General features: G+C 34.9%; 24 protein-coding genes. 11 read left to right on the top strand and 13 right to left on the bottom strand.

Annotated features, from left to right (window positions below):
* The first annotated feature begins 25 nt into the window (after nucleotides 1-25).
* Both GN303_RS07590 and GN303_RS07585 read left to right on the top strand, forming a co-directional pair.
* On the top strand, nucleotides 26-901 hold the full coding sequence (locus GN303_RS07590) for a 4-(cytidine 5'-diphospho)-2-C-methyl-D-erythritol kinase (RefSeq protein ID WP_110438550.1): 876 nt from the start codon (nucleotides 26-28) through the stop codon (nucleotides 899-901).
* Between the two features lie 50 nt (nucleotides 902-951).
* Complete coding sequence (locus tag GN303_RS07585) at nucleotides 952-1,314, top strand: hypothetical protein (RefSeq protein WP_110438549.1); 363 nt, start codon at nucleotides 952-954, stop codon at nucleotides 1,312-1,314.
* 9 nt (nucleotides 1,315-1,323) lie between these two features.
* Here GN303_RS07585 and GN303_RS07580 read toward each other — a convergent pair whose 3' ends face one another.
* The 3 genes from GN303_RS07580 to GN303_RS07570 form a co-directional block, all read right to left on the bottom strand.
* Nucleotides 1,324-1,902 carry a YqaA family protein gene (locus tag GN303_RS07580; RefSeq protein WP_110438548.1) on the bottom strand — a complete coding sequence of 193 codons (579 nt, stop codon included), beginning with the start codon at nucleotides 1,900-1,902 and terminating at the stop codon, nucleotides 1,324-1,326.
* Nucleotides 1,903-1,968: 66 nt separating this feature from the next.
* Complete coding sequence (locus GN303_RS07575; RefSeq protein ID WP_110438547.1) at nucleotides 1,969-3,357, bottom strand: ATP-binding protein; 1,389 nt, start codon at nucleotides 3,355-3,357, stop codon at nucleotides 1,969-1,971.
* Nucleotides 3,344-4,069 carry a response regulator gene (locus GN303_RS07570; RefSeq protein WP_110438546.1) on the bottom strand — a complete coding sequence of 242 codons (726 nt, stop codon included), beginning with the start codon at nucleotides 4,067-4,069 and terminating at the stop codon, nucleotides 3,344-3,346. Before GN303_RS07570 ends, GN303_RS07575 begins: the two co-directional genes overlap by 14 nt.
* A 159-nt stretch (nucleotides 4,070-4,228) precedes the next feature.
* Between GN303_RS07570 and GN303_RS07565 the strand changes: the two genes are divergently transcribed.
* Nucleotides 4,229-4,639: a rhodanese-like domain-containing protein gene (locus tag GN303_RS07565; protein WP_110438545.1), complete on the top strand. Its 411-nt coding sequence runs from the start codon at nucleotides 4,229-4,231 to the stop codon at nucleotides 4,637-4,639.
* Between the two features lie 7 nt (nucleotides 4,640-4,646).
* On the opposite strand, the gene GN303_RS07560 is transcribed toward GN303_RS07565, so the two are convergent.
* Nucleotides 4,647-5,543 carry a DUF2272 domain-containing protein gene (locus tag GN303_RS07560; protein WP_110438544.1) on the bottom strand — a complete coding sequence of 299 codons (897 nt, stop codon included), beginning with the start codon at nucleotides 5,541-5,543 and terminating at the stop codon, nucleotides 4,647-4,649.
* Nucleotides 5,544-5,785: 242 nt separating this feature from the next.
* Between GN303_RS07560 and panC the strand changes: the two genes are divergently transcribed.
* Nucleotides 5,786-6,607 carry a pantoate--beta-alanine ligase gene (gene panC / locus GN303_RS07555; RefSeq protein ID WP_110438543.1) on the top strand — a complete coding sequence of 274 codons (822 nt, stop codon included), beginning with the start codon at nucleotides 5,786-5,788 and terminating at the stop codon, nucleotides 6,605-6,607.
* A gap of 46 nt (nucleotides 6,608-6,653) precedes the next feature.
* On the opposite strand, the gene dksA is transcribed toward panC, so the two are convergent.
* The gene (gene dksA / locus GN303_RS07550; RefSeq protein ID WP_110438542.1) at nucleotides 6,654-7,085 is read right to left on the bottom strand and encodes an RNA polymerase-binding protein DksA; all 432 of its coding nucleotides are present in this window, start codon (nucleotides 7,083-7,085) and stop codon (nucleotides 6,654-6,656) included.
* Between the two features lie 411 nt (nucleotides 7,086-7,496).
* On the opposite strand from dksA, the gene speD reads away from it, so the two are divergent.
* From speD to GN303_RS07530, 4 genes are all read left to right on the top strand, one after another.
* The gene (gene speD, locus GN303_RS07545) at nucleotides 7,497-7,961 is read left to right on the top strand and encodes an adenosylmethionine decarboxylase (protein ID WP_110438541.1); all 465 of its coding nucleotides are present in this window, start codon (nucleotides 7,497-7,499) and stop codon (nucleotides 7,959-7,961) included.
* 92 nt (nucleotides 7,962-8,053) lie between these two features.
* Nucleotides 8,054-8,914, top strand: a complete 861-nt coding sequence (gene speE, locus GN303_RS07540) for a polyamine aminopropyltransferase (RefSeq protein WP_110438540.1) — start codon at nucleotides 8,054-8,056, stop codon at nucleotides 8,912-8,914.
* A gap of 164 nt (nucleotides 8,915-9,078) precedes the next feature.
* A complete protein-coding gene (locus tag GN303_RS07535) occupies nucleotides 9,079-9,231 on the top strand; it encodes a hypothetical protein (RefSeq protein ID WP_155565898.1) in 153 nt (50 codons plus the stop codon).
* 22 nt (nucleotides 9,232-9,253) lie between these two features.
* Nucleotides 9,254-9,832, top strand: a complete 579-nt coding sequence (locus GN303_RS07530) for a histidine phosphatase family protein (protein WP_110438539.1) — start codon at nucleotides 9,254-9,256, stop codon at nucleotides 9,830-9,832.
* On the opposite strand, the gene GN303_RS07525 is transcribed toward GN303_RS07530, so the two are convergent.
* Genes GN303_RS07525 through GN303_RS07515 form a run of 3 tightly spaced genes read right to left on the bottom strand, consistent with a single transcriptional unit; the run spans nucleotide 9,800 to nucleotide 12,905 of the window.
* Complete coding sequence (locus GN303_RS07525) at nucleotides 9,800-10,576, bottom strand: adenosylcobinamide-GDP ribazoletransferase (protein ID WP_110438538.1); 777 nt, start codon at nucleotides 10,574-10,576, stop codon at nucleotides 9,800-9,802. The genes GN303_RS07530 and GN303_RS07525 overlap by 33 nt on opposite strands.
* Nucleotides 10,573-11,589, bottom strand: a complete 1,017-nt coding sequence (locus tag GN303_RS07520) for a nicotinate-nucleotide--dimethylbenzimidazole phosphoribosyltransferase (RefSeq protein ID WP_110438537.1) — start codon at nucleotides 11,587-11,589, stop codon at nucleotides 10,573-10,575. The genes GN303_RS07525 and GN303_RS07520 overlap by 4 nt, the downstream gene beginning before the upstream one ends.
* Nucleotides 11,586-12,905, bottom strand: coding sequence for a cobyrinate a,c-diamide synthase (locus GN303_RS07515; protein ID WP_110438536.1), 1,320 nt, complete (start codon nucleotides 12,903-12,905; stop codon nucleotides 11,586-11,588). Before GN303_RS07515 ends, GN303_RS07520 begins: the two co-directional genes overlap by 4 nt.
* Nucleotides 12,906-13,052: 147 nt before the next feature.
* Between GN303_RS07515 and GN303_RS07510 the strand changes: the two genes are divergently transcribed.
* Nucleotides 13,053-14,129 (top strand): cobalt-precorrin-5B (C(1))-methyltransferase, encoded by a 1,077-nt coding sequence (locus GN303_RS07510; protein ID WP_110438535.1) that lies wholly within the window; start codon nucleotides 13,053-13,055, stop codon nucleotides 14,127-14,129.
* 126 nt (nucleotides 14,130-14,255) lie between these two features.
* Nucleotides 14,256-16,025, top strand: a complete 1,770-nt coding sequence (locus GN303_RS07505; protein WP_110438534.1) for a glycosyltransferase family 2 protein — start codon at nucleotides 14,256-14,258, stop codon at nucleotides 16,023-16,025.
* Nucleotides 16,026-16,062: 37 nt separating this feature from the next.
* Here the strand turns inward: GN303_RS07505 and GN303_RS07500 are convergent, their stop codons facing one another.
* The 5 genes from GN303_RS07500 to GN303_RS07480 form a co-directional block, all read right to left on the bottom strand.
* Nucleotides 16,063-16,788 carry a glycosyltransferase family 2 protein gene (locus GN303_RS07500; protein WP_110438533.1) on the bottom strand — a complete coding sequence of 242 codons (726 nt, stop codon included), beginning with the start codon at nucleotides 16,786-16,788 and terminating at the stop codon, nucleotides 16,063-16,065.
* Nucleotides 16,788-18,410, bottom strand: coding sequence for a capsular biosynthesis protein (locus GN303_RS07495; protein ID WP_110438532.1), 1,623 nt, complete (start codon nucleotides 18,408-18,410; stop codon nucleotides 16,788-16,790). Before GN303_RS07495 ends, GN303_RS07500 begins: the two co-directional genes overlap by 1 nt.
* Complete coding sequence (locus GN303_RS07490; RefSeq protein WP_110438531.1) at nucleotides 18,407-18,781, bottom strand: HAD-IIIC family phosphatase; 375 nt, start codon at nucleotides 18,779-18,781, stop codon at nucleotides 18,407-18,409. The genes GN303_RS07495 and GN303_RS07490 overlap by 4 nt, the downstream gene beginning before the upstream one ends.
* A 47-nt stretch (nucleotides 18,782-18,828) precedes the next feature.
* Nucleotides 18,829-20,709, bottom strand: coding sequence for a discoidin domain-containing protein (locus GN303_RS07485; RefSeq protein ID WP_110438530.1), 1,881 nt, complete (start codon nucleotides 20,707-20,709; stop codon nucleotides 18,829-18,831).
* Between the two features lie 188 nt (nucleotides 20,710-20,897).
* Complete coding sequence (locus GN303_RS07480; protein ID WP_110438529.1) at nucleotides 20,898-21,848, bottom strand: hypothetical protein; 951 nt, start codon at nucleotides 21,846-21,848, stop codon at nucleotides 20,898-20,900.
* 144 nt (nucleotides 21,849-21,992) lie between these two features.
* On the opposite strand from GN303_RS07480, the gene GN303_RS07475 reads away from it, so the two are divergent.
* On the top strand, nucleotides 21,993-23,729 hold the full coding sequence (locus GN303_RS07475; protein WP_110438528.1) for a glycosyltransferase family 2 protein: 1,737 nt from the start codon (nucleotides 21,993-21,995) through the stop codon (nucleotides 23,727-23,729).
* Nucleotides 23,730-24,274 lie beyond the last annotated feature (545 nt).

Genomic DNA, 24,274 nt, shown 5'->3' with positions numbered 1-24,274 from the left:
ATTTCACTATTTGAAAAAAGATTCAATGTTTATAGAAAAAGCGTACGCCAAAATAAACCTTTTTTTGCATGTGACGGACAAACGTCCTGATGGATATCATATTCTGGATAGTCTGGTTGTTTTTCCTGATGTAGGGGATGAATTGATCCTGTTTCCAGTTTCAGGTAAAGAGGACAGACTTGTCGAGCTTGAAATAACGGGGCAATTTGTATCGCAGTTATCTCAGGAAAATCAGGACGATAACCTGATTGTTAAAGCAGCCTATAAACTTGCAGCATGTACAAAACAACCTTTAAAGCCTGTTAAAATCCAACTGATTAAAAATCTTCCTGTCGCCTCAGGAATTGGTGGTGGATCTTCAGATGCAGCGGCTACTTTACGGTTATTGATGCGTTATTGGAATCTTGTAATTGACAATGATTTATTACAGAAGATTGCATTACAATTGGGGGCAGATGTTCCCGTTTGTCTTAATCCGGTCACACAACGCATGCAGGGAATTGGTGAAGTCATTTCAAGGGATATAGAAATTCCCTCTTTTGGCATGATTTTAGTGAATCATGGAGAAGGGGTGTCAACGGCGGAAGTGTTTAAGAAGCGTCAATCTTCTATTTTTGACAAAGTTAATTTGAAAAATAGTTTCGATAATGTTAATTCATTTATTCATGATATAACGACCTATGATAATAATTTACAGGAGCCTGCTATTTTACTAAATTCTAAAATTGAAAAAGTTTTGGAAGAAATTAGGATGTTACCCCACTGTCGCTTGGCACGAATGAGTGGATCGGGTGCAACTTGTTTTGGATTATTTGAAACGGTTGAGCAAGCACAAAAAGCGGCGGAGATTTTATCCTCAAAATATTCTTGGTGGATATGGGGGGGGAAAGCTATTCATTAATTTAAATTTTATAGATATAAAATATTTTAGAGGGATAAAGAGGGTTACAAATGGCTATTGATGTGAATATACGGATTACGGAAGACCGTAAAAAAACAATTTTAACTTTTTCACCTGATAGTGGCGTAACCGGTCAATTAGAATTAAATCAGCTGGAACTGGACAATCTTATTCAAGCTTTGGGATCTGTTCGATGGATGATGGCAGAAGGTCAAAAAATAGCTGAAATAACCGGGGCGCAGATCAAACCTGCATATCAAACCAAATGGGCAATTCAGAAGAATATTGAAAAAGCAGAAACTTTGCTTGCTTTTCAACATCCAGGGTTTGGTCCACTTGGGTTTGTTTTATCTGACCAACAAGTTAAGGAATATGTCAAGGCATTACAAAAAGGTCTGAAAATTAAGAAATAAATGTTATAGTTAGATATATTTAAAAGCGATGATACCCGATATAAGCAATAAGCAGATAAAACTGGTTACCCATATTAATCGCTTTTCAATAAAATCCTGAATAGATGATCCAAAAAAATAAAGTAGAACAGCTTCCAGGAAAAAACGGGAGCCTCGGGTAATTAAACTTGCGAGCAGGAAGGGTATCAGGGCAAAATGTGCCGCACCGGCAGTAATGGTGATGAATTTATAGGGGATCGGTGTTAATCCTTTGATTAGAATAATCCATACGCCATATGTATTGAATTTATCCTGCAAATTGATGAGTTGCTGTTCTGCGTGATAGAAATGAATGATGGGCATTGCAAGATAATGAAGTAAAAAAGCACCTATTATCCATCCCAATAACCCTCCGACAACACTACTTAAAGTTGTAACTGTTGCATATAGCCATGCTTTGCATCGTTTAGCGAGAATCATTGGACAAAGGAGAATATCCGGCGGTATTGGGAAAAAGCTTGCCTCGGAAAACGCGGTAAGCATAAGCCAGAATATCGCATACTGACTTGCGGCGAGTTGTAAGGCGCGTGCATAAAGATGTTTGAGCATAAAATAAATAAATGTTTTATATTTGTATAGATTGAGGTTAATGTAACGAAATTCGTTTCGGGAAAGTTATTCTATAAGCATAACGACTGCACATAATCCATGAGGAATACGATTATGTAAAGTAATATCTCCACCTTGTCCGCGAATAATATTTCTTGCGATTGAAAGTCCCAGTCCAGTCCCTCCTGTAGAACGGTTGCGGCTTGTTTCCATACGGACAAAGGGTTCAAAAACATATTCAAGATTTTCCTGTTTTAATCCGGGTCCATCATCTTCGATCAATATGAAGATATGTTTGTCTTTCTGGTTATAAAGTGATGGGAAGGGAGGTTTTGAGGTTAGCGATACAGTAACATTCCCTCCATAATTAAGCGCATTATTCATTAGGTTTTGTAGGGCTCTTTTTAGGTTGATCGGACGAGCCTTGATTGTATAATTGGGTAAGGGATGGTGAAGACGGATTTGATCAATTTTATCCGGATGGGTTTCCTGTAATTCATGGATAAGGGTTTCAATCAGGCTTGTTAAATCAAGATTGATAACAGGTTCATGATGTGTATTGTCACGTCCGAATGCCAGGGTCGCATCAATCATTTTTTCAAGTTCATCAAGATCTGAGATAAATTTTTTTTGTAAATGTTTATCATTGATAAATTCAGATCTTAATTTCAATCGTGTAATCGGTGTGCGCAGATCATGACCAATTGCCAAAAGAAGTTGTGTACGATCATTTACAAAACGATTTATACGCCGTGCCATATCGTTAAATGCCCGTGCGGCTTGGGCAACTTCTTCTGGTCCAGATTCAACAAGAGGAGTGGCATTGACATCTTGTCCCAGCCTTCCCGCTGCTGCGGCTAATGTACTGACAGGGGCAATTAATCGTCGAACACTCCACAAAGTAAGCAGGCTTGTTGCTGTTGCCATGATAAAAAAGCTGATCGGAAACGTTGCTGATTTGAAAGGGTTTGGTGTGGTTAATTCATATATGATGTTTAACCATTGTTTATCATCTGGTAACTGAAATGCGATTGCATTTTTATGTTTGTCTGGATCAGAGGTGGCAATAATTTTGGTTGGACGTAATTCGGGTGGGAACAAGATTGTTGTAAGAAGGTGGGAAACAGTTTGTTCCAATTTAGGGGAAGGGAGATTGACATTTTTAAGATTGGGTTCGTTTGAAAGAAAAATGGTAAATCCATGTATTGGATCTAGATCATTAATCTCATCGGACCGATCCTTGCTATCGACTTCCGAAATATCACGATAAATAGCTGTTGCGCGATTTACAGCTTCCTGCTCTTGGGTGAGGCGATTGAAATCTAGTCGATCCAAAGTATTGATTAACAAGCCACATGCCTCGATCAAACCCATCCCAATGATTAAGATCAAGGCTGTACGAGCTGCTAGAGAATAGGGCCATAAATGCCACTTTCTTGGTTTATGTTGTGACATAGTGAATGGGTAGGGCCAACAAATAGCCCCCTCGGTGAACGGTTTTAATTATTTTTGGCTGGCGGCTGTCATCTTGCAGTTTTCGACGCAATCGGCTTAGTGTAACGTCAATTGTACGATCGGTGGAAGGAAGCTGATGCCCATATAGAATTTCGGATAAAGTTTCCCGGGTAACAATTTCTGGAGCATGTTCGATTAAAGCAATTAACAGGTCATATTCCTTGCTTGTCAGGGAAACCTCAACATTTTGAGGATTCAAGAGCTGTCTGTGAAGTAAATTGACCTTCCAGTCTCCAAACTGGATGATTTTCTGTATGTAGGGGTTGTGAGCGAATTGTTTACGTTGTGAACGATGCAAAACGGCATGGATACGGGCCAGTAATTCTCTTGGGTTGAAAGGTTTTGCCATATAATCGTCGGCACCTAGTTCTAGCCCGATAATCCGATCTGCTTCGTCTCCCATAGCGGTTAACATAATGATAGGAATATCAGCTTTTTTTCTTAACCAATGGGCTATCTCGAAACCACTTTCCTGAGGTAGCATAAGGTCGAGAATCACAAGGTCAAAATGATTGTTTTTCCAAATTTGGCGCACTTGCTCCCCATTATATGCATAGGAAACCTTGAAATGATGTTTTTGCAAAAATTGAGAGAGCAGATCTACAATTTCGTGATCATCATCAATTATTAAAAGATGTATAGTTTGTTCCATAAGATATCAAAAACAAGAAAAGTTAAAATCTGGTCAGAATAGATAACGTGATTAAAGGCAAATATTATTTATTAACAAAACTTTGAGTAATGATGTTTTTTCTTTTGGAAACCATTTTATAGTGAAAATCAATTAAATTAAAGTAGAGGATAGATTATCATGATACCAGAAATAAAGCCTAAAGAGGCTTGGGATTTGTTAAAAAAGGATGGGCAGGCTCTGTTAATTGATGTAAGAACGCCGGAGGAGTGGGAACAGGTCGGCTATCCAGAGTTATCATCTCTAGGCAAGGAAGTTATTAAGATTAGCCTACAAGACAGGATGGGAAATAGAAATGTGAATTTCATACGGAAGTTGAAAAAAACCGTAACGCAATTAGATCGGCCTTTATTATTCTTATGTCTTATGGGAGGACGAAGTCGAATCGCTGCAATCTTGGCAAAAGATGAAGGCTATAAAAATGTTTATAATATAAAAGAAGGTTTTGAAGGGCCAGCAAATGTCAATGGAGTAAGGGGGACAATTGCTGGTTGGCTAGCAGATAATTTACCTTTCACGAAAAAATCTTAAATAATTTTCACATATTTGTAGAAGGGCTTGCCTCTGCATCATATACGATTTCAATGACAATACACCAGGGATAACGATAGTCATAGCTTTCACCATTTGCATTGGATATCATGCCCTGAGTGTCAACAGGTACATGGGTCAATGCAACGGAATCATTTACGTTGCCGCCAATAATACTGATTTCCTTGCCAAAAGGTTGCATGTTCTGGTTTGTCATAACGACAATACCGCAATGTGCAGGAAATCCGTATGTTGTGGGAAGTGTATTAAAACGGATAGTGTTCCGGCTTTTACCTCTGGCGGTACAAATCATGTCACCCAGTTTTGGTGCATAAGTGGCTGGATCATGCCCCCTTAAGACAGGAGATGTTCCAGAAGCGGCTGCATTAATATAGGTTGAATGATTGGGTGAATAGGGGAAACGGTCATTTGCACCTGCAATTCTCATGATATAAGAGATAAAAGCCGCGGACCAGGCATAATTTCCATCGTTGATAAAGTTGAAAACGGTTCCATTACTATTATGTTTTCCAGTATAACTTCCTTCTTTCATGCCGGGATCCATACCGATCCACCAATATTCACCCACCCGTTGCCATAAACCAGATGAACGTTCAGCCTTTACATCCGGACTTGTTGGTTCAGGACGCTGAAGGGGATCTTCATCGGCAATGGGTTGGTTAAATACGCGCCATTCGCGTAAAGTTAACGCTACTACTTCCTGGCGGGAAAAAGGTTCATAATTTCTAACTGCAAAATCTGGAACACGGTCATTATAATAATATCCGACCGGTTTTTGCGATGATGCTGTTTGTTGAGTTGGTGTTATACGGGGGTTATTTGGTGGTCCACCACAGGCGACAAGAAACGTAAGGAAAAAAACCGAGATAATTTTACGGATCATTTTAATAAATCATCTTGAATGTTAAAAAGATTAAGAAATGAATATATTATCTCTGATAATTAGTCTTTTTGAAATGATTTTTCTTTCGTAAATAATGTTATTCAAAACAAACTGTGGCTTTAAAACATCTTCATTTTACGATAAGGAAAGGAATCGTTGTTATCCTGACTAAACTGTCATGAATTTTAAAATTATTATTAAAAAACGTATTACATAAATATACCAGGGAAATAGGGGAAGATATGATTATTACCCATGATTTGAACGAGTTTTTAAGGGAGAGAGGGCATTTGGACATGATTGATGTATCCTTTGTTCCAACGATGGGAGCTTTACATGAGGGTCATCTTGCTTTGGTAAAGAAAGCCAAGAAAATAGCCAAACATTGCATTGTAAGTGTTTTTGTCAATCCTTTACAATTTGATCAGAAAGAGGATTTTCTTCGATATCCTAAACTTGAAAAAGAGGATGTTCATTTGCTTGAACAAAATCAGGTCGATATAGTGTGGTTTCCAAAAGTCGAGGATATCTATCCAAGAGGTTTTGACACGCGTATTGAGATAGGTGGACCAGCTTTACAATGGGAAGGTGCATTGCGTAAAGGTCATTTTTCAGGCGTTGCAACCGTTGTTTATCGATTGTTTTCTTTAGTCAAACCTAAATTTGCCTGCTTTGGGGAAAAGGATTGGCAACAAATTCAGGTGATTCACAGAATGGTAAAGGATTTGCTTTTACCTGTTACTTTGGTGAATGTGCCAATCGTGCGTGAAAAAGATGGTCTTGCAAAATCATCCAGGAATCGTTTTCTTACGAGTGAAGAGCGTTCGCGAGCACCGTTTTTGTATAAAATATTACAAGAGGCTTATCTAAAGTTAAAAAGTGGAGGTAATATTTCACTTATTTTATCAAACGCAATAGAGGCATTGGAAAAAAAAGAGTTTAAAGTGGATTATTTTTGTGCGGTTGATGGAAATTCTCTACAGAAAATAACCAAGTGGAATGATAATGCACGTCTTATTGCAGCGGTAAAACTGGGAAGTGTACGATTATTGGATAATATATGAAATTTATTTTCCATTTATTTAATTGAAATGGAAAATAAGTCATGGTTTAGTCAATTGGTTGGTCATCTCGATAAACGCGTTCCTTTCTCTCATGTTGTTCTTGAGCTTCAATGGAAAGAGTGGCGATGGGGCGGGCCTCTAGCCGCTTCAAACTGATGGGTTCTCCTGTTACCTCACAATAGCCATAAGAACCATCTTCAATTTTCTGAAGTGCGTTATTGATTTTTGCAAGCAGTTTTCTGGCCCGGTCATGAGTACGCAGCTCAATTGCGCGGTCTGTTTCAGAACTGGCCCGGTCATTGAGATCAATATCAACATTTTTGTCTTCTGAGAGATGATTAAGGGCCTCAGTTGAATTTTGCAAAAGAGAATCCCGCCAATCTTCCAATTTCTTTTTAAAATATGCAAGCTGACGAGGATTCATGAATTCCTCATCTTCAGAAGGGCGATAGTTTTTATCAAGCGGTAACGTATTCATTATGCACCTGCTATAGATATGGAATAATAAAGTAGCCTAAATTACTTTTATTAGAGCTTTATAATAGCGAGTAACTATTTCGCCAAGTAAAAAAAATAAATTTTAAAAAATAGTGGGTAAATTAATAAAAACAAGATTTTGAGTCTAAAAATGTAAAAAATATATTTTTTTGAAAAAATATAAAAAAAAACTTGAGATTCGTCAGTGAAGGGGTCATATACTAACCTAAATATAACGGTGGTCGTTATTTCGCGGAATATATGATATATTATTGATTAGGACAAATTCTGTTTGATTACTAGAACAGGGTTCGTTTCTGATTGAAGTTTATGTATGTTCTAGTTTCACTTTATTCTTTGGCCCAAGGGGGCATATTGCCCAACAGGCCGTCTACTGGTTTAGGGGTACGTGATGAACGGACTTGCTCAACTGGGGATGGTCTCGGAAACTCCGAGAAATAACCAGGTTTCAATTGATTTTTCAGAAAATATGGAAGATCGTAAAGATTATTTTATTGTTAAAGATGGTATGCGTTTTGCAGGAACGCATCTTCTTGTTGATTTGTGGGATGCAACCAATCTGGATAATCCAGAAGAGATTGATCGCATCTTGTGTGAAGCTGCTGTTGTAGCTGGGGCCACGATATTACACAGTCATTTTCATCATTTTTCACCGAATGGTGGGGTTTCTGGTGTTGTTGTTTTGGCGGAAAGCCATATTTCCATTCATACCTGGCCAGAACGGAATTTTGCTGCTCTGGACATTTTCATGTGTGGTTCTTGTGATCCGTATCTTGCCATTCCTGTTTTACAACATTTCTTTAAACCTGAAAGAATTGTACTGGACGAACAGAGGCGTGGGAAAGAAAATTTATAGAAAAACGATATTTCTATAGCAGTAACAAACACTGGACAAAAGAATATTGTCCAGTTTTTTTTGTCATTCAATAAAGGTGAAAGCAGAATTTAATGTCTTTTAAATGGGTTGATGAAACGTTGTATCCGGCCTGGAAACAGAGCTTCCGTGCTGATAGGGAAATCGTGCATAAAAAATCTTTATTTCAGGATATACGTATTATTGAAAATGAAGAATATGGCAAGGTTTTATTCCTAGATGGCGTGACCCAGATTACTGAAAAAGATGAATTTGTATATCAGGAAATGCTTGTTCATGTTCCCTTGTTGATACATGGCAATGCAAAGCGTGTTCTGATTATTGGTGCTGGAGATGGTGGGGTTTTACGTCGGGTTTTACAGCATCAAACAGTTGAAAAGGCGGTTATGGTGGAGATTGATGGGGATGTTATCGCTCTGTCCAAGGAATTTCTGCCTGAAATTTCAAAAGATTGCTGGAATGATCCACGTGCGGAAGTGATTATTGGGGATGGTATCCAGTATGTTGCCGATGCGCCAAAGGAAAGTTTTGATGTTATAATTGTGGATAGCACTGATCCAATTGGTGTTGGTGAAGTTTTATTTACGGATGATTTTTATCGAAATGCAGCCAGAATTTTAACTGGAGACGGCCTGATTGTGAATCAATGTGGTGTTCCGTTTATGCAAGCCGAGGAATTGCGGGAAACTAGTTTGCGTCGTAAAAAATTCTTTTCATATGTATCGGCTTATGTCGCTGCGGTTCCAACCTATGTGGGTGGATTTATGACGCTAGGGATTGCAGGAAAAAAAGAAAATCCAACCAATCAAACAGTTGATATAATTAAGCAACGAGCAAAGGTGGCAAAACTTGAAGGATTGACACGGTACTGGTCTCCAGATGTTCATATGGCATCTTTTTGTCTCCCGCCATATATTAAGGAAAATTTACCATAATAACAATGTGGTTTGAAAATTAAGAATTCTATTTCATGTAAAAAAAACGTATAGTTTACAAACGGTCGGATTTTATGACAATCTGGATTATAGTTTAAAGAATAGAATACATTAATTTTTTTATTAAATTTTCTGATGGCAGGTTGGTAAGAAAGGAAAAGAATATGGCGGCAGCAATTATTTTCTTATCAACCTGTATTGTTTTACTGGTAATGTATTCCATAATCTGTGCGTTATGGGATGTGATATTGGGGCGTTGGAGCAGAGAAGAACAGAAAAAAAATTTTCAACAGGATCTTAATGATTTTGATGAATGAAAGGACAGGTTGATTCATTATTATGAGCATAAATGATCATTTCCAGATTGGTTTAATGCGTCATCCACCTGTTCAGATTCCTGCTGGCATATGTTACGGGCATTCAGATATACCTTTACGAAATGGATGGGAACAATATGTTTCGATTCCAGAAGGGTTTGCAATTGATCAGATTTATACTTCCCCTTTGTCACGTTGTCTCAAGTTGGCCCGTGCCATTGCATTGCAATATCAGATTCCATATCAGGAAGATAGGCGCTTGATTGAATTGAATTTCGGTTTATGGGAAGGAAAAAAATGGGATGAAATCCCCAAGGAATTCATTGATGCCTGGGCAGAAAATCCTTGGGATTGGCAGATTCCGGAAGGGGAAACAGGTCGGTTACTTCTTGCTAGGGTTATTGAAATTTGGCATGAAATTAAAAAAAAGGGTCAAAATATTTTGATTGTCTCACATGGTGGCCCTTTACGGCTTTTAAGGCAGATTGCGTTAGAAAAATCAATTGAACTGTTAGGTCCATTACCAGATTTTGGTCGAATTGAATTATTTACTTTTTCAAAACATGCTTTAGATAAACAACAAATTGCTTGTAACGAGTAAAGCGGTTGTGGATAATACCTGAACAGCGCCCAGGCAATCCCCGTTATATCTTTTAATATGGTTGTTGATAATCAAGCTGAATAAAAAACCGGTTATAAAGGAAACCAAAAGATACAAGATTGTAAATTTCCAGTTTAAGAGATAGAGACATATGCTTATCGTTACGGTGAAATGAATGAAACTGGGAATAAATGGAATATGATCAAGCTGACTGGCCATACTTTTTGATTGAACAGGGGAAAGGATAAAAACGGGGATCAACATGGATGATCTGGATAAAACCGCAATGGCTGTTAAAAGCGGAATAATTTTCTGATGAAGTGTCATTAGAGAGATCACGGAGGTGATTTGTATTCCGAGTACAATTAATAATGTTAGAACCCCGTATGTGCCTAAACGGCTATCTTTCATAATGGTCAATTTTTGATCAATATTATGTCCGCCACCAAATCCATCTGCACAATCTGCCAATCCATCCTCGTGTAAACAGCCGGTTAGCAATAGATGAAATCCTAATGCTGAAAAGGCGATAATTGACGAAGATAGAGTGGTGAAAGAAAGGGTATAAATAAAACATCCTTCAAGTCCACCGATAAAAGCGGAAATAAATGGCCAAATCCATATGGATCTGGCAAATGAAAAGAAATGAAAATCATTATAAATATAATGAATTGGCAATCGTGAAAAAAAGGAAAGACTACTGAAAAAATCAGTTATGACTTTCCTTACGAAAAGAAAAATCATTTAGGAGAAGGTAATCCGGCCTCATCATAGGTGGACATACCTTTATAACAGGCTAGGGCACCTTGAAGAATTGGAATGGTTATTGCGCATCCGCTGCCTTCTCCCAATCGCATATTAAAGGCTATCAAAGGATATTGGTTCAGGTTTCCGGCCAATAACAAATGCCCTTTTTCTGCAGAAAGATGGCTGATTTTTGCATGATCAAGACCTGACGGGTTTAGCTTTTGCAATGCAGCAACAGCGCTGGTGCAAACAAAACCATCTAATAATACCGGAATATTGAGATAACGAGCAGCCAAAGTGGCCCCCAACAAAGCCGCTTCTTCATATCCACCAAAGTGTCGGCAAATTTCAAGTGGGTCATCGAGAATATCCTGATGTTTGGCTAGAGCCTTATCAACAACACGTTGTTTGTTCTGGATATATTCAGGCGATTGACTTGTGCCTTTGCTGACCCATTGGGCGCCATTTCCACCAAACAGGGCGGCACTCAAAGCGGCAGCTATTGTTGTATTGCCAATTCCAACTTCCCCTAAACAAAGCAGATTGATATTGGGTGTTACGGCATTATATCCCGTCTCGACTGCCTTAATGAAATCATGTTCTGACATGGCCGCTTCATGACAGAAGTTTTTGGTTTTCTCAAAATGATTTAGAGGGATAATTCGCAGTTCTGCTCCCGCAGTTTTTGCCAGCTGATTAATGGCTGCATGTCCCTGTTCGATCTGGGTGACCATCAATTCCGTAACGACAGCACTGTAGGGTGTGACACTTTCGTCGGTAATGCCGTGGTTTCCAGCAAAAATCATGATACATACCTTATCGAGGCTGGGCATTTCTTTTTTTTGCCAGGATGCTAGCCATGCAACCAGATTTTCAAGTTCTCCTAAACTGCCAGGAGGTTTTAAAAGGTTATTCTGGCGGATAAAAGTGGCCTGTTCAGCTTTTTTATCCTTTTCGGGCAGTACAAGGCACAATTTTCTTAATTCGGTAATAGACTTAAAGTGTTTCATGATTTTAATGCAATACTATGGAAAAAACAGCCTGTAACTTTATTACGTCTTCCACCTTCCGGGCCAAGATAATTGTCTGTTCCATCGCTCAGTAAAGCATATGGCTGGTCAGATCCTGGATCTGAAAGGGTTGCGTAATGAAATTCATGACCATATATTGTAAGATCCCCGTTTTGGTTAGGTAACCTCGCTATACGATATCCTAAATGAATTTTAGGTTTTGCATAACTGCAGCTATGGCTGAGTAGCCCACTCATTCTATGTGCTTGCCCGTTTTTGTCAATGAGGCTTTTCCCCATAACCATATATCCCCCGCATTCACCATGCACAGTTTTAGTTTGGGCAAAGTTTTGTAAACCCTGTAAAAACTGATTGGCATTGGCAATTTTTTCCGCATATAGCTCTGGATATCCTCCTGGTAGCCAGCAACTATCACATTTTTCTGATGGTGCCTCATCTTGCAGTGGAGAAAAAAAATGGATGGAAGCTCCCTGCCGATGCCATCCATCAAGAATATGGGGATAAATGAAACTGAAAGCGAGATCTCTTGCAATTGCTATTCTTTGACCAAGGGGTGGTAGGGCAATAATTGAATTGTCTGATGGGATGGAAAGCTGAGGAATATATGACAATAATTTATTTAGATCTATATTTTCTTCAATAAAATCAGCCAGAAAATCAAGGTGATTATCCAGATCCTCATGTTCTTCGGCTTGAATTAATCCCAGATGCCTTGTCGGTAAATGAAGTTTTGAATTACGGGGAACACTGCCCAATATCGGAATATTAATCCGGTCAAAGGCAGCTTTGGTATTTTGATAATGACGGGGGGATGCCACATTATTTAAAATTACACCGAGAATCTTGAATTTCGGGTTTATATTGGCGAAACCATAGGCAATAGCAGCGGCCGATTGCGCCTGACCAGTAATATCCAGAACCAATATGATTGGAATCTTGTAGCGTATTGCCAGATCGGCTCCACATCCTCTTTTGCCTTCTTCATTTTCGATGCCGTCCAAAAACCCCATTGAGGATTCAATGATGAATAATTCTGCGCTTTTTGTTGAGGCATTAAATAAATGGTCAAGTAAAGGAAAAGGCATGGCCCAGCTATCTAAATTAAAGGATGTGTTTTGCGTTGCGATGGCGTGAAAGGCGGGATCGATATAATCTGGTCCTGATTTTGCCGCACGAACATGTATGTTTTTACGGCGTAAAGCATTTAATAATCCTAGGGTAATGGTTGTTTTTCCACTTGCCGATTTGGGAGCGGCGATCATAAATGCTTTGATAGAATGCGGTTGATTGTTCATATAAATATTTGAACTTGAATGAAAAAAAGTTTATTGATGATTGAAATAACCTGTAAAATACAAGCCATTTGAAGAATAGCAATCATAGATCAATTTTCCCTGATTTAGAATTAAATTAAAAAAATTACTATTTCGTGAAAAGGAGGAATATTGGAACATGTCAAAAAATTAAAATATGGTTGGACAACGGGGGCTTGTGCGACAGCAGCTGCAAAAGCGGCTTATTTGGCTTTAAAACGTGGTTTTTTTTCGGATCGTGTTACAATTACTCTTCCACAGGGGAAAAAGGTTTCATTTAGGATTTTTAATCACAAAATTCTGGATCGGCACTGTGCCATTGCCTCGGTTATCAAAGATGCGGGGGATGATCCTGATGTTACCCACGGAGCGGAAATCCGTGTAAGAATAACAATCTTGTCCATTGATCGTGGAATTGTTTTCAAGGCAGGAAAAGGTGTGGGGACAATTACTAAACCGGGATTACAATTGCCTGTTGGTCAGCCTGCAATCAATCCAGTACCTCGTCAAATGATCCGGTATGCATTGAACGAGGTATTTCCTTCCCCTGATGTAGAGGTGGAAATAAGCGTTGTGAATGGAGAGGAGCTTGCAAAAAAAACGATGAATCCAAGACTGGGTATTATGGGTGGATTATCGATTTTAGGAACAACAGGCATTGTTGTACCGTTTTCTTGCGCAGCATGGATCGCGAGCATTCATCGCGGGATAGATGTGGCACGGGCTGCAAATTTGACGCATCTGATTGCCTCTGTCGGGAATGTATCTGAAGAAACGGCTAAAAAAATTTATACACTGCCCGAATCCGCCTTTATTGAAATGGGTGATTTTGTCGGGGGAGTTCTGAAATATCTAAAAACACATCCAGTTCAATGGCTAACCTTGGCAGGAGGCGTTGCCAAATTTACAAAATTGGCACAAGGTCATCTGGATCTTCATTCTGGCCGTTCACAGGTAGATTTTGCACAATTGGCAGAATGGGTTGCGGAATTGGGGGCGGAGGATAGTTTTGTTGAGAAGGTCAGGCTGGCTAATACTGCCCTGGGGGTTTTCAGGAACTGTCATGTAAAACGGTTGCCACTGGCTGATTTTATTGCAGAAAAGGCACTGGCAGTTGTAAAAGAAACGCTTGATCCCGTGATTTTTAAAATCGAAATTCTGATGGTTGATCGTAAGGGTAATTGTCTTGGGAGGGCGTTTGCATAATGTATTAATAATATCAAATATTGGATTTCTGATTAATTATTAGATTATCATATTTTATTAGAAAATATTGCTAAAATAAGGTAAGTGTTTAGATCAATCATTAGATGAAAGCGGGTCCGATATTATATGTATGTTCTTCAAAATCTGCTTTTTAATAATCATTTATCAGATATTTCAGAAAAATTATATTTTGATATTCAAAAAGGCGGTATACAACCGTTATCGGAAAATGATGGAATTATTCTTGAAAAAAATTGCAGAATTTCTTTTGGAACATATTTCAATTATTTTTCCTTAAATACATGGCGTAAATATTGCCAACTCAAAGATCTTCATTTTCAGTTACAGGGAAAAGGTGAATTTGTATTGAGGTTCTGGTTGACAGACAAAAATTACCAGCCTTCTTCATCAAAGCGTGTTATTGAAAAACAAGTTTATTTAAATAAAGATCAAAATTGTTTTTGCATTGATTGCTCATTTTTATTGAAAAAACAAGGCATTCTTCATTTTACAATAGATACAAAGGGCGAATGTTTCATACAGGGTGGTTCTTTTTGCACCAAAACAGATCCTGTTAACTATGTAAAATTAGGAATAGTTATTACGCACTATAATCGTAAAAAATATCTGATCCCTGCCATTCGGCGGATAGAAACGCAGCTTTTATCTAATGAATCTTTTAAAAACAACATTGATCTTATTATTGTAGATAATTCTCGAGATGTTTCTTCAGAAGAGGCAGGGGAGGCGATTGTTATTTCTAATCTCAATTATGGAGGATCCGGGGGATTTACACGCGGATTACTGTATTTGAAAGATCATCATTATACACATTGTCTTTTTATGGATGATGATGCCAGTTGTGAAATTGAATCTATAATCAAGACTTTCAGATTATTGCAATATTCAGTCGTGGAGCGATTGGCAATAGCTGGAACCATGTTATATGAAAAAGAATCGACAATCATTCATGAGAAGGGTGCCCAGTATAAGCCCTTAAGCTTGATACAGCTATATTGTGGTCTTGATATATCGAAATTTGAAACAATTATAGCGACTGATTTAGATAAAAAGAAAATTGAATATGGTGCTTGGTGGCATTTTGCCTTTAAGATTGAAGATGTAAATTATTTTCCATTTCCTTTTTTTGTTAAGGGAGATGATATGCTTTTCGGATTAATGAATCATTTCAATATTATTACTGTGAATGGCATATGTGTTTTTGGAGAGGATTTCCGTTACAAGGATGGCCCCTTACCCCGATATTTAAGCGTAAGGGCCAATTTTGCTTTGGCTTTGATATATTCAGATTGTTCTTTATGGATTTATGTCTGGCGTTATATACGTTGGATATTTATTTCCATTTTAACCTATCGTTATGCTTCTGCCCGAGCTACTAGCATTGCTTTGCAACATGTTATGCGAGGTCCAGAATTCTGGACACGCTATTTATCCTTAACGGATATATATCCTGTCATTTCGAATGTATTGTCGGCAGAGAAAATGGATGATGTTGATATAGATCAACTAAAACCAAGTATCAGGCAAGTTCGTTTTCCTATATTGAAAAAAATCATTATTATTATGACCTTCAATGGTTTTTTTCTTCCTGATTTTTTTATTAGAGACAGACTTATTCTGAGTAAAAAGGAAATAAAACATTTTCCATATGAAATATTTCTAGAGAGGAATATATTATATTATTCAAGTGAATATAATAAAGGTTATGTAGCGATATATAATAAAAAAAAATTTTTTTCCGAATTGTTTTTAGGTTTGAAATTGATGATTCAATTTGCTGTTAGATTCAAAAAATTAAAAAGAGAATATAGACAAGTGGTTCCAAAAATCATGACAGAAAAATTTTGGAGAAAGGTTTATCAATTCAAGAGATGATTGGTTAACTGGACATTAGTCCAGTTTTATATCAAAGCTAAGAGTTTTTGCATAAAGCTTCATATTCCGCGGGAATTCCACAGAATGTTATGCAATCTTTATTAACAAGTTTATAGTGAATTTTTTTATTATTTTGAATTAAATAATTATATAAAGGCGCTATATATAATTCGGATGTAGAAGGCGTTTTTCTTTCTTGTTGAAGAGCATATAGGAAATCTTCGGATTTCTTGAAGTGATAAAGACCGTTACAACATAAATCGGATATTGGTTTTTTTTCTGCGGTTCTTAGCGCGATAGGCTCTTGACTTTCAGAATCTGGTTCCACGTAAGACCAGTTTTCACCATTACCCTTAAATACTTCTAGATATCCGTCAGAATGTTTAAACCATTCTTGTTGGGGAAAATGAAAATCCCTTCTAAAGGTATCAATATTGAATATTGTCAGTGCCATGTTATTTTCAAGTCCGGCTTTGTGAATTCCATATTCTACAGTTTCTGCCTGTCCAGCGGTTGGATGATCTAGAATGACTATATTTGCTTTTTTGATACCAAGCTTGTCAATTTCAGTTTGTATAAAATTTTCCGTATTCATAGTTGAACGGGCAATGAACAGAAATGGAGTATCTTGGAAATATGCTTTGAAACTTTCAACTGAATGGGCAAAAACTGTTTTTCCATTTAAAGGCAACATGTATTTAGGTTGCGTATATCCTGCTTTTGAAAAACGGCTGGACAGTCCCGCCATTGGAATAACTATCATTAATCTTTTCTTTCAAATATCGAATATAAACGTAAGGCATTTGCAATAAATGCTTTTTGTCGATCAGGGCGATCAGCATGTAAAGGTAACATCGACAAAAATAATGCTATGGTCATAGCTTGGATTTCTTTGCTTGAAACCGTAATATTTGCAATATTTATTTTATTAAAATATGTCTGTAGCCATTTATGGGAAGATGATAAATCAAATTTTAGTTCGAAATCATATTGATTATTGTTAATAAGATTATAGCGTCCTGTTATGATAAAGTCATATAACCCGTTAATTGAATGGGATAGCTTGGCCATATCATAACGTAAATCACCATATTTTTCCTTTATATGGGGAAATACATATCCTCTTGGATCAATCACTGTAATACGACGATTGCGTGAATTATATAAAATGTTACTGAAACAAAAATCGCCATGCATGATTGTACATAATTCTTCAGGATTTTTTGTAATAAAATCTGACAAATTATTTGCAATAGTTAATAATGATGGATATTTATTACCATTGAAAACGAGGTCATGCATGATATTAAAACCTGTTTGATTTGAAAAGAGTTTCAAACGTTCAAAGGTTTTGTTACCTACTAAATGTGCAGTGTAATCGTCCCGCTTTTTTTTACCTTTTTGTTTTGCGCATAAATTCAGGAAATCAGTACAAGAGGCCAGAATTTTGTTCCATGTAGCTTTTCCAATATCTGAAAATACGAATAATTCAGCTAGCGTTGGTGTGTATTGATATTCAGTGGAATAGAATGTTTTGTCATTATCTTGTCCGTATTCGAAAAGACGAGCGGTGAAGGGTTTTAGATTTGGTGGAGTTGATTCCAACCACTCTGCTTCAGCAAGCATCTTAAAAGAATCAAAAGAAATTTTTTTAACTGTATTTGAGGTAATTTGGAGTGAATTAAAGGCCCTTGCAGTTGTAACCAAACGTCTTGATTGAAAATAAGTCTGAATATGTCCAAAGTCATACCAGTTTTTAATAGCTTTTATTTTTAAGGGCTGATGTTTGTTATATAAGTTTATTCCCTCAATAAAATTTCCACGTGCTTGACATAAGGACTTGATCAGTTCATTCCCCTTTGAGAAAGAAAAATAGCCACAAGCTACTGGACGGTAATTATTTTCATCTTTGGTTGATTTGATGGTTTCAAGATTTTTAATATATTTATCATCAGCTTGATTGATAACTGCCCAAGAATAATCGTCACCATCAGGATAACTTGCAATAATATCCATTTCTTGAGGAATATCATCAAGAATTGTATCACCGTGTAAAATACGTATGTTCGAATTGTATGCATTGATGACATTAATCGTATATACTAGGGAATTTCCTAGAGACATGTCATCCGGGACAGAAACGATTACTACACCTTTTTCTTTTAAAGCATGTTGATCATAGGGAGTAACAATAAAGCTATCAGGCAAAGTCAGATAGATTAGTGAATTTTCAATTAAGTTTTTTCTAAAATTTTTAACCTGTATTTCAAATAATCTTCCCGTTCCCAAAGGTAGAAAGGAAGGGGGAATTAAACCAAATTCGGCTGCCAGTTCTTGATTCACATATGCAGCAGAAGTGATAATATTTACGCAAGATGAAGTCATTTTTTTGTTTCAATTAATTTTGTAATTTCATCAAAAGACATTGAAATGAATTCAGACGGTCGTATGGCACGATCATCAATATAAAATCCCTCTTTTCCACACCATGGTTTTCCTACATAAATTTCATCATATGGAATTTCATGTTTTTTTAACCATTCAATGATAATTGGTAAAGTATTGGCATTAATCTTTCCAATATCACAGTTATAAGTATACATATTTCTGGCTGTTTGAATAATAATTTCAAATCCTTGTTTCTTGTATTCCCTTAATTTTTGAACAACTGGTAGATTCGGGAGTTTGTCAGCATAAGAAACACCCGAAGTATTAATAGTTAAGGTATCATCAAGGTCGAAAACCAAACGTTTCATATAAATATTCAATTCATTATTAATATGTATAAAATTATATATAAATGTTAAAAAATTGACATTTCAACTTCAATTAAATTGTTTGAAATAATTGGGGTACCAATACATTGGCAATTAAGAAAATAGTAATCTATTTTATTTTCATTTTCTTCCTTTAAATCCCAATTTCTTACAAAATAATTATGAGGCCCTTCAATATTTGTATGTTCTACAAAACGTTCAAATAATTTTTGATAATGATGATAGTTATTCATCTTATTTTTATCGATTGAGATTTTTATTGATTTATTCTTTTGCTGTGATGATAAATACAAATATCCCTCCAATTCGGAAATATTAGAAACCAAAGTTTTTTTCTGGGCATCAAAGGAGAGACAAAAATAGCGTAAAATATTACAGGTATTTTTTTTCTCGATGAGAAAAAGGGATAAATCAACAAGGTGATTTGTATTTTCAAAAAATAAGTGTGCAGGTCCTGTTTCTGGATCTTCTGAATCTGTGAAGGGCTGACCTATATCTAAATAAAATCTTTGTCGTTCCACTGGATAATTATTATAATTCCAGTGAAAATCTAAAGCCAATTTTTTTTTATCCGGTTTCCATTTTTCAGTCAGTGGCAATGTCTGTATTCTGGATTTAATGGCTTGCAAAAAATCATTAAGGATGATTGAAGCTTGTAATTTGTTAGGCAATCTTTCTTTTTTTTCTAGTCCAATTAATTGTCTTCCCCATGATGTACAAACAGCCAAGGTTGTTGATGCATAACAATCTCTCGGAAACCATTTAATGGATGAAATATGATCTGGTAATTGTGATCCTATAGATAAAATTTCCTTGATTTCTATTAAATAGTTAGGTTTTGTCCATAACATAAAACAGATATGAGTATAATATCCAGAGCCGAACTGGTTGAAAATGGAAATAGGAATGACTTCTTCAAGTGCAACGAAAAAATGAGAGGATAAAAAAGGTGCCAAGTTTTTTATCTCTTCAACTTTTTCAAGAATTAAAAACCAATCCTTTTTATGGGCAAATAATCCCTCGATTTGGGTTGCTGAAATACGGGTAAGTCCGATTTCATTAATGATATGTTCTTTTAATTGGGGAAGAGATTTATAGTGATGCCACATCCAAGTGCCATGATTAGTAGTGATTTCAGCGTCAAGATCAACATCATAATCGTAAGATCTTTGTGAGGCAATTGGAGTTAAAGTTTTTTGATTCAATTGATTTAGTATGGAGGATATTGTAAGGTGTCTTACAAAAAGACTATTTGAAGCCATTGTACAAAAGTAGTCAAAAACAAGATTATTTTTTGCGTATTCCAACGTTTCAAGATGTCCTAATAATAGAGTATTTCCCCATTTGTGTCTTTTAAATCCTCCATTAATGATGATAATACGGTCACTAATTGTTAAAGCAGCCTTAGGAATGGGTCTATTATGTGGAAAATTTAATATTAAAATAACATTTTCTGGTGTAAAAAAAAGAAAGTTATTAATATATAACATTAAATAATCATCAGATTCATTGAATAATGTACTAATAACCACCCTGCTATTAGCTGCCTCTTTTTTTGTTTTTTCTATAAAAGAGGAGATATTTATTATTTCTTCATTATTGTCGATGTGGTTATTGTCCAGTGTTATTTCCAATTTATCTAAATTGCCTTTAGAATTTAATTGAAATTTAATATACTGTGCTTGAACCTTTTTACTTAAATGAATATCAAATTCGGTTGGATTATCCCAATGATGACTGGGTTGTGTATAATAACATACCCAATCCTGGTTATTGTTAGATAAGAATATTGAAAATAAAGGAATACTGATATCATTGTTATTAAAGTTATTGATATGAAGCGTATCAATTGTATTTTCTTTTCCTAAGTCAAAAACTTTAGAAGGAAACCATATTTTTTGCATCATTATTTTTAATGTCTTTAATTGTTAAACTGATGTAGAAATCTTATGAAAATTTAATATTTTGAACATATATGAAGATTTATATTTCGATACATTAACCTTAATTGATGTTAAATAAAAGTTATATCAAAAAAAATAATTAATGATCATAATCAAATTCACTGTTGATTTAATGATAGATTGTAATCTAATTACAAATTAGAAATAAACTTCCTGACAGGATCACAAATATTTCTATTAATTCTTTTAACCCCATATAAATGGTTTTTATCATAAATTTGCCAAATATAATTGCCATCATTAAGGTATTCTTTTTTTTGAAGGAAATCTGTATCTTTATTTAGGAGAGATAGAACCGTTTTAATATTAATTTTGTAATCACCTTTTTTAAACAGTTTATTATTTAAGATTTTTTTTAATTTATTCTTAATGAATGGATTAAGAAATTTGTTATTGTCTATTTTTGTAAATTTACTCCATAGTATCCTATCAAAATCATGAACTTCTGAAAAAATATAGGGTAATCCATTGGGTTGATATCCTATGCAATGAGCTAGCGTTGAAAAAAATATTTCTTCTTTAGTATAGTGATAGTTAGTATCCAGCAAATTGTGTTTGTTAATAAGGGTTATAATTTCGAATAAAACATCTGTTTCATAAAAGGATCCTTCTATTTGTGATGCAAAGATAGCGCCTGAATTAAAAGAGTTAACAAAGTTAGTGAAAATCTTATCCTGTAAAACCATATGTGCAGGCCACCAATAAGATCCGGGTAAAACCAATCTTAAATTATAGGCAGATTTTGTGGTAGAAACGTAATTTTCAACTTTATTGGAAATAAGCATATCATTTGATGCATGAAATACGATAATGCCTCTCTCTTTCATATTTTTAATATATTCAATATTGGCAATATGCCCTGCTATTACATTTCCCCATGATGTGTCAGTTTGGTTATTATTGATAATAACATTTTTGATTTTTAAATTTTTTATTTTTTCATTTAAATTATTTGTTGTTATTTTTGAAATTTTGGAAATATGTATGATTATGATGCAGTTAGAATAAAATTTGTTTAAATTATCAATTTGATTAATGATTACATCAATATTTTCATGAACGAGCAAAGAAACATAAATCATTACTATATTAACCCTAATAATGTGTTTAAAAATATAAAAACAATAAATTTTTATATTGAGCTTAAAATTATTCTTATAAGAAAGTAAATTGATTTTTGATATTTTTTTAAATAATTATGATTTAAAAAGAAAGGAACAATTTTAATGGAAAAGCACATATTACATAATTTTTCTTGGGGCGTAGAAACTCCATATGTTGCAGAAAATGAAATTTTTTTCAGATGCCCAAAAGATGTTGTTATACAGGATGGTAATATTTATATTGATGCTTTTTCACATGTGTCTTTTAACACTTATTATAATATCTTTCCTTCCAAACAATATGTTAAGTATACGAATATTAAAGATTTAAATGTTGGGGTGGTTGTAAAAGGTAAAGCAAAGATAGAAGTATATGGGATTAAACAAGAATTGGCACATTCCTATGAAGTTAACTTACTATCGCATTATTTTACTAATGAAGTGAATTTAACAATTGAAAACTGGTCAAAATATGACGCTGTTTATTGTCGATTGGCTTCATGTGAAGATGTTGTTGTTTTGAAAAAAATATTTTTTTATACCAAAGATGAACCGACACAGGATGTAAAATTAGGATGTTGTTTTTGTACATATAATAGAGAAAATTATATAACAAAAAATGTTAAGAAAATTCATGAAGGTATTGTTAATTCACAAATAAATAGTTTAATTTTTATTTCTAATAATGGAAAAAAAATAAATATAAAAAATAATGATATAATTCATTTGGAAAATAGCGATAATTATGGTGGGGCGGGCGGTTTTACAAGAGCTGCATTAATGGCCTCTGAGATGGGCTGTACTCATATTATATTCATGGATGATGATATCGAGTTAAATTTTGAGTCCGTATTTAGAACTTATGCTTTTTATAGTTTTATAGCCAGTAAATATAAGAATATTTTTCTTTCTGGCTCCATGTTTTCTTTAGATGAAAAATGGTTGCAATATGAAAGAAATACAATCATTGACAATTATGGCATGCATCATCAGGGTCATTGTCAAGACCTGCGTTTGTATGGGGAAATTTTACAAAATGCGACTTGTGGATTGGTTAATGGTGTTGCTGGTTGGTGGTTTTGTGCATTTTCAACCCAGCATTTAAAAGATTATGGAATGCCGTTGCCAATTTTTATCCGTGGTGATGATATCGAATTTTCTCGACGTTGTAATGCTAAAATATTGTCATTGCCTGGAATTTGTGTTTGGCATGAGCCTTTTTACAAAAAATACTCTGAAATTATGGAAGATTACTATCTCCTGCGTAATGTATTGATTTTTTCATTTTCTACGCCTCAAAATTTAATCGAATTTGGCATGCGTTTTTTTCGTAATAAATTCATTAGAAATATTACGACTTGGAATTATGTAGCCTTAAAAATGAATATGATGGCTGTTGAGGATTTTATTTCAGGTAGATATGAAGCAAATCCATATGAAAATCATCAAAGAATTGTCAATGTTTATAATTCTGTTAAAAAGAAAAGTAGTGTAGAAGGGTTTGTTTATTATGAAAATCAATATACGCATATCAGGTTAAGAAAAAAGATTTTGTTATTTTTATTGAATTTTATTCTTTCACCTTCTGAACAAGGTGTTTCACAAAAAGGATTTAATCGTAGACCTTCTGATTTTATAAGAAAACGTGAAGTAATTGTATATGATTTTCATAAACAATGTGGTGAGAAACATTTTTTTGAGAGAAAACATTTAATTTTTTATATTATGTTTTTTATTAAAAATTATTTATATATCTTTTTGCAACAAAGTAAGTTTAGGGAACAAATGCTGCAATTTAGAAAAAAAACAACCACTAAAGAATATTGGAATACTTTATTGAAAAGAAAGGTAAAAATTTAGAACTAAATTTTATATCAAGTTAATTTCAAGAATAGGTAAAGATAAATTTTATATATTTGTTTTACCTAATTCTTAATAATTAATTAAAATAATTTTGACATGTGTTAAGGTTATTAGTCGTGCCTTTTTTATGTTATGCATTTTGATTAAGTGTTTTAGGATCGAAGGTGTTTAACTCAATTTTTCATAAAGTATTGTATGGGAATGTGATTCAACGAAATATGTTGTTAGTTTGAGATAATATATTATTATGATTTTTTTTAGTTCCTGAATACGATTTCAGGGGTAATATGAATCCAGATTGCTGGGTTAAATCTTGCAATTTCTTGTCACAAATTATTTTTGTATGAAAATAGGTTTGTTAAAATTTTTTTTAATGCATTTACTGTTCACAATAACTGGAATTAATGTTGGTAATGGTAAGTGATATGTTTTAAAAAATGGTTTCATTCTGAATGAATTGTTTTTTTATAATTACACGTGATAAAAATCAAAGGACTGAAAAATGATCGAAAAAGGTTTTAATATTTATTGAATAGAATAAA

This window comes from Commensalibacter melissae, from assembly GCF_009734185.1.
GTDB classification, from domain to species: domain Bacteria; phylum Pseudomonadota; class Alphaproteobacteria; order Acetobacterales; family Acetobacteraceae; genus Commensalibacter; species Commensalibacter melissae.
The sequence above is the reverse complement of the archived record's forward strand: the minus strand, read 5'-3'. Positions and strand labels throughout refer to the sequence as shown.

Bases quoted from the DNA above. Each gene is read 5' to 3' on its own strand.
- GN303_RS07590 (WP_110438550.1), top strand. From the start codon at position 26: ATGTTTATAGAAAAAGCGTACGCCAAAATAAACCTTTTTTTGCATGTG.
- GN303_RS07585 (WP_110438549.1), top strand. From the start codon at position 952: ATGGCTATTGATGTGAATATACGGATTACGGAAGACCGTAAAAAAACA.
- GN303_RS07580 (WP_110438548.1), bottom strand. From the start codon at position 1,902: ATGCTCAAACATCTTTATGCACGCGCCTTACAACTCGCCGCAAGTCAG.
- GN303_RS07575 (WP_110438547.1), bottom strand. From the start codon at position 3,357: ATGTCACAACATAAACCAAGAAAGTGGCATTTATGGCCCTATTCTCTA.
- GN303_RS07570 (WP_110438546.1), bottom strand. From the start codon at position 4,069: ATGGAACAAACTATACATCTTTTAATAATTGATGATGATCACGAAATT.
- GN303_RS07565 (WP_110438545.1), top strand. From the start codon at position 4,229: ATGATACCAGAAATAAAGCCTAAAGAGGCTTGGGATTTGTTAAAAAAG.
- GN303_RS07560 (WP_110438544.1), bottom strand. From the start codon at position 5,543: ATGATCCGTAAAATTATCTCGGTTTTTTTCCTTACGTTTCTTGTCGCC.
- panC (WP_110438543.1), top strand. From the start codon at position 5,786: ATGATTATTACCCATGATTTGAACGAGTTTTTAAGGGAGAGAGGGCAT.
- dksA (WP_110438542.1), bottom strand. From the start codon at position 7,085: ATGAATACGTTACCGCTTGATAAAAACTATCGCCCTTCTGAAGATGAG.
- speD (WP_110438541.1), top strand. From the start codon at position 7,497: ATGAACGGACTTGCTCAACTGGGGATGGTCTCGGAAACTCCGAGAAAT.
- speE (WP_110438540.1), top strand. From the start codon at position 8,054: ATGTCTTTTAAATGGGTTGATGAAACGTTGTATCCGGCCTGGAAACAG.
- GN303_RS07535 (WP_155565898.1), top strand. From the start codon at position 9,079: ATGGCGGCAGCAATTATTTTCTTATCAACCTGTATTGTTTTACTGGTA.
- GN303_RS07530 (WP_110438539.1), top strand. From the start codon at position 9,254: ATGAGCATAAATGATCATTTCCAGATTGGTTTAATGCGTCATCCACCT.
- GN303_RS07525 (WP_110438538.1), bottom strand. From the start codon at position 10,576: ATGATTTTTCTTTTCGTAAGGAAAGTCATAACTGATTTTTTCAGTAGT.
- GN303_RS07520 (WP_110438537.1), bottom strand. From the start codon at position 11,589: ATGAAACACTTTAAGTCTATTACCGAATTAAGAAAATTGTGCCTTGTA.
- GN303_RS07515 (WP_110438536.1), bottom strand. From the start codon at position 12,905: ATGAACAATCAACCGCATTCTATCAAAGCATTTATGATCGCCGCTCCC.
- GN303_RS07505 (WP_110438534.1), top strand. From the start codon at position 14,256: ATGTATGTTCTTCAAAATCTGCTTTTTAATAATCATTTATCAGATATT.
- GN303_RS07500 (WP_110438533.1), bottom strand. From the start codon at position 16,788: ATGATAGTTATTCCAATGGCGGGACTGTCCAGCCGTTTTTCAAAAGCA.
- GN303_RS07495 (WP_110438532.1), bottom strand. From the start codon at position 18,410: ATGACTTCATCTTGCGTAAATATTATCACTTCTGCTGCATATGTGAAT.
- GN303_RS07490 (WP_110438531.1), bottom strand. From the start codon at position 18,781: ATGAAACGTTTGGTTTTCGACCTTGATGATACCTTAACTATTAATACT.
- GN303_RS07485 (WP_110438530.1), bottom strand. From the start codon at position 20,709: ATGATGCAAAAAATATGGTTTCCTTCTAAAGTTTTTGACTTAGGAAAA.
- GN303_RS07480 (WP_110438529.1), bottom strand. From the start codon at position 21,848: ATGATTTATGTTTCTTTGCTCGTTCATGAAAATATTGATGTAATCATT.
- GN303_RS07475 (WP_110438528.1), top strand. From the start codon at position 21,993: ATGGAAAAGCACATATTACATAATTTTTCTTGGGGCGTAGAAACTCCA.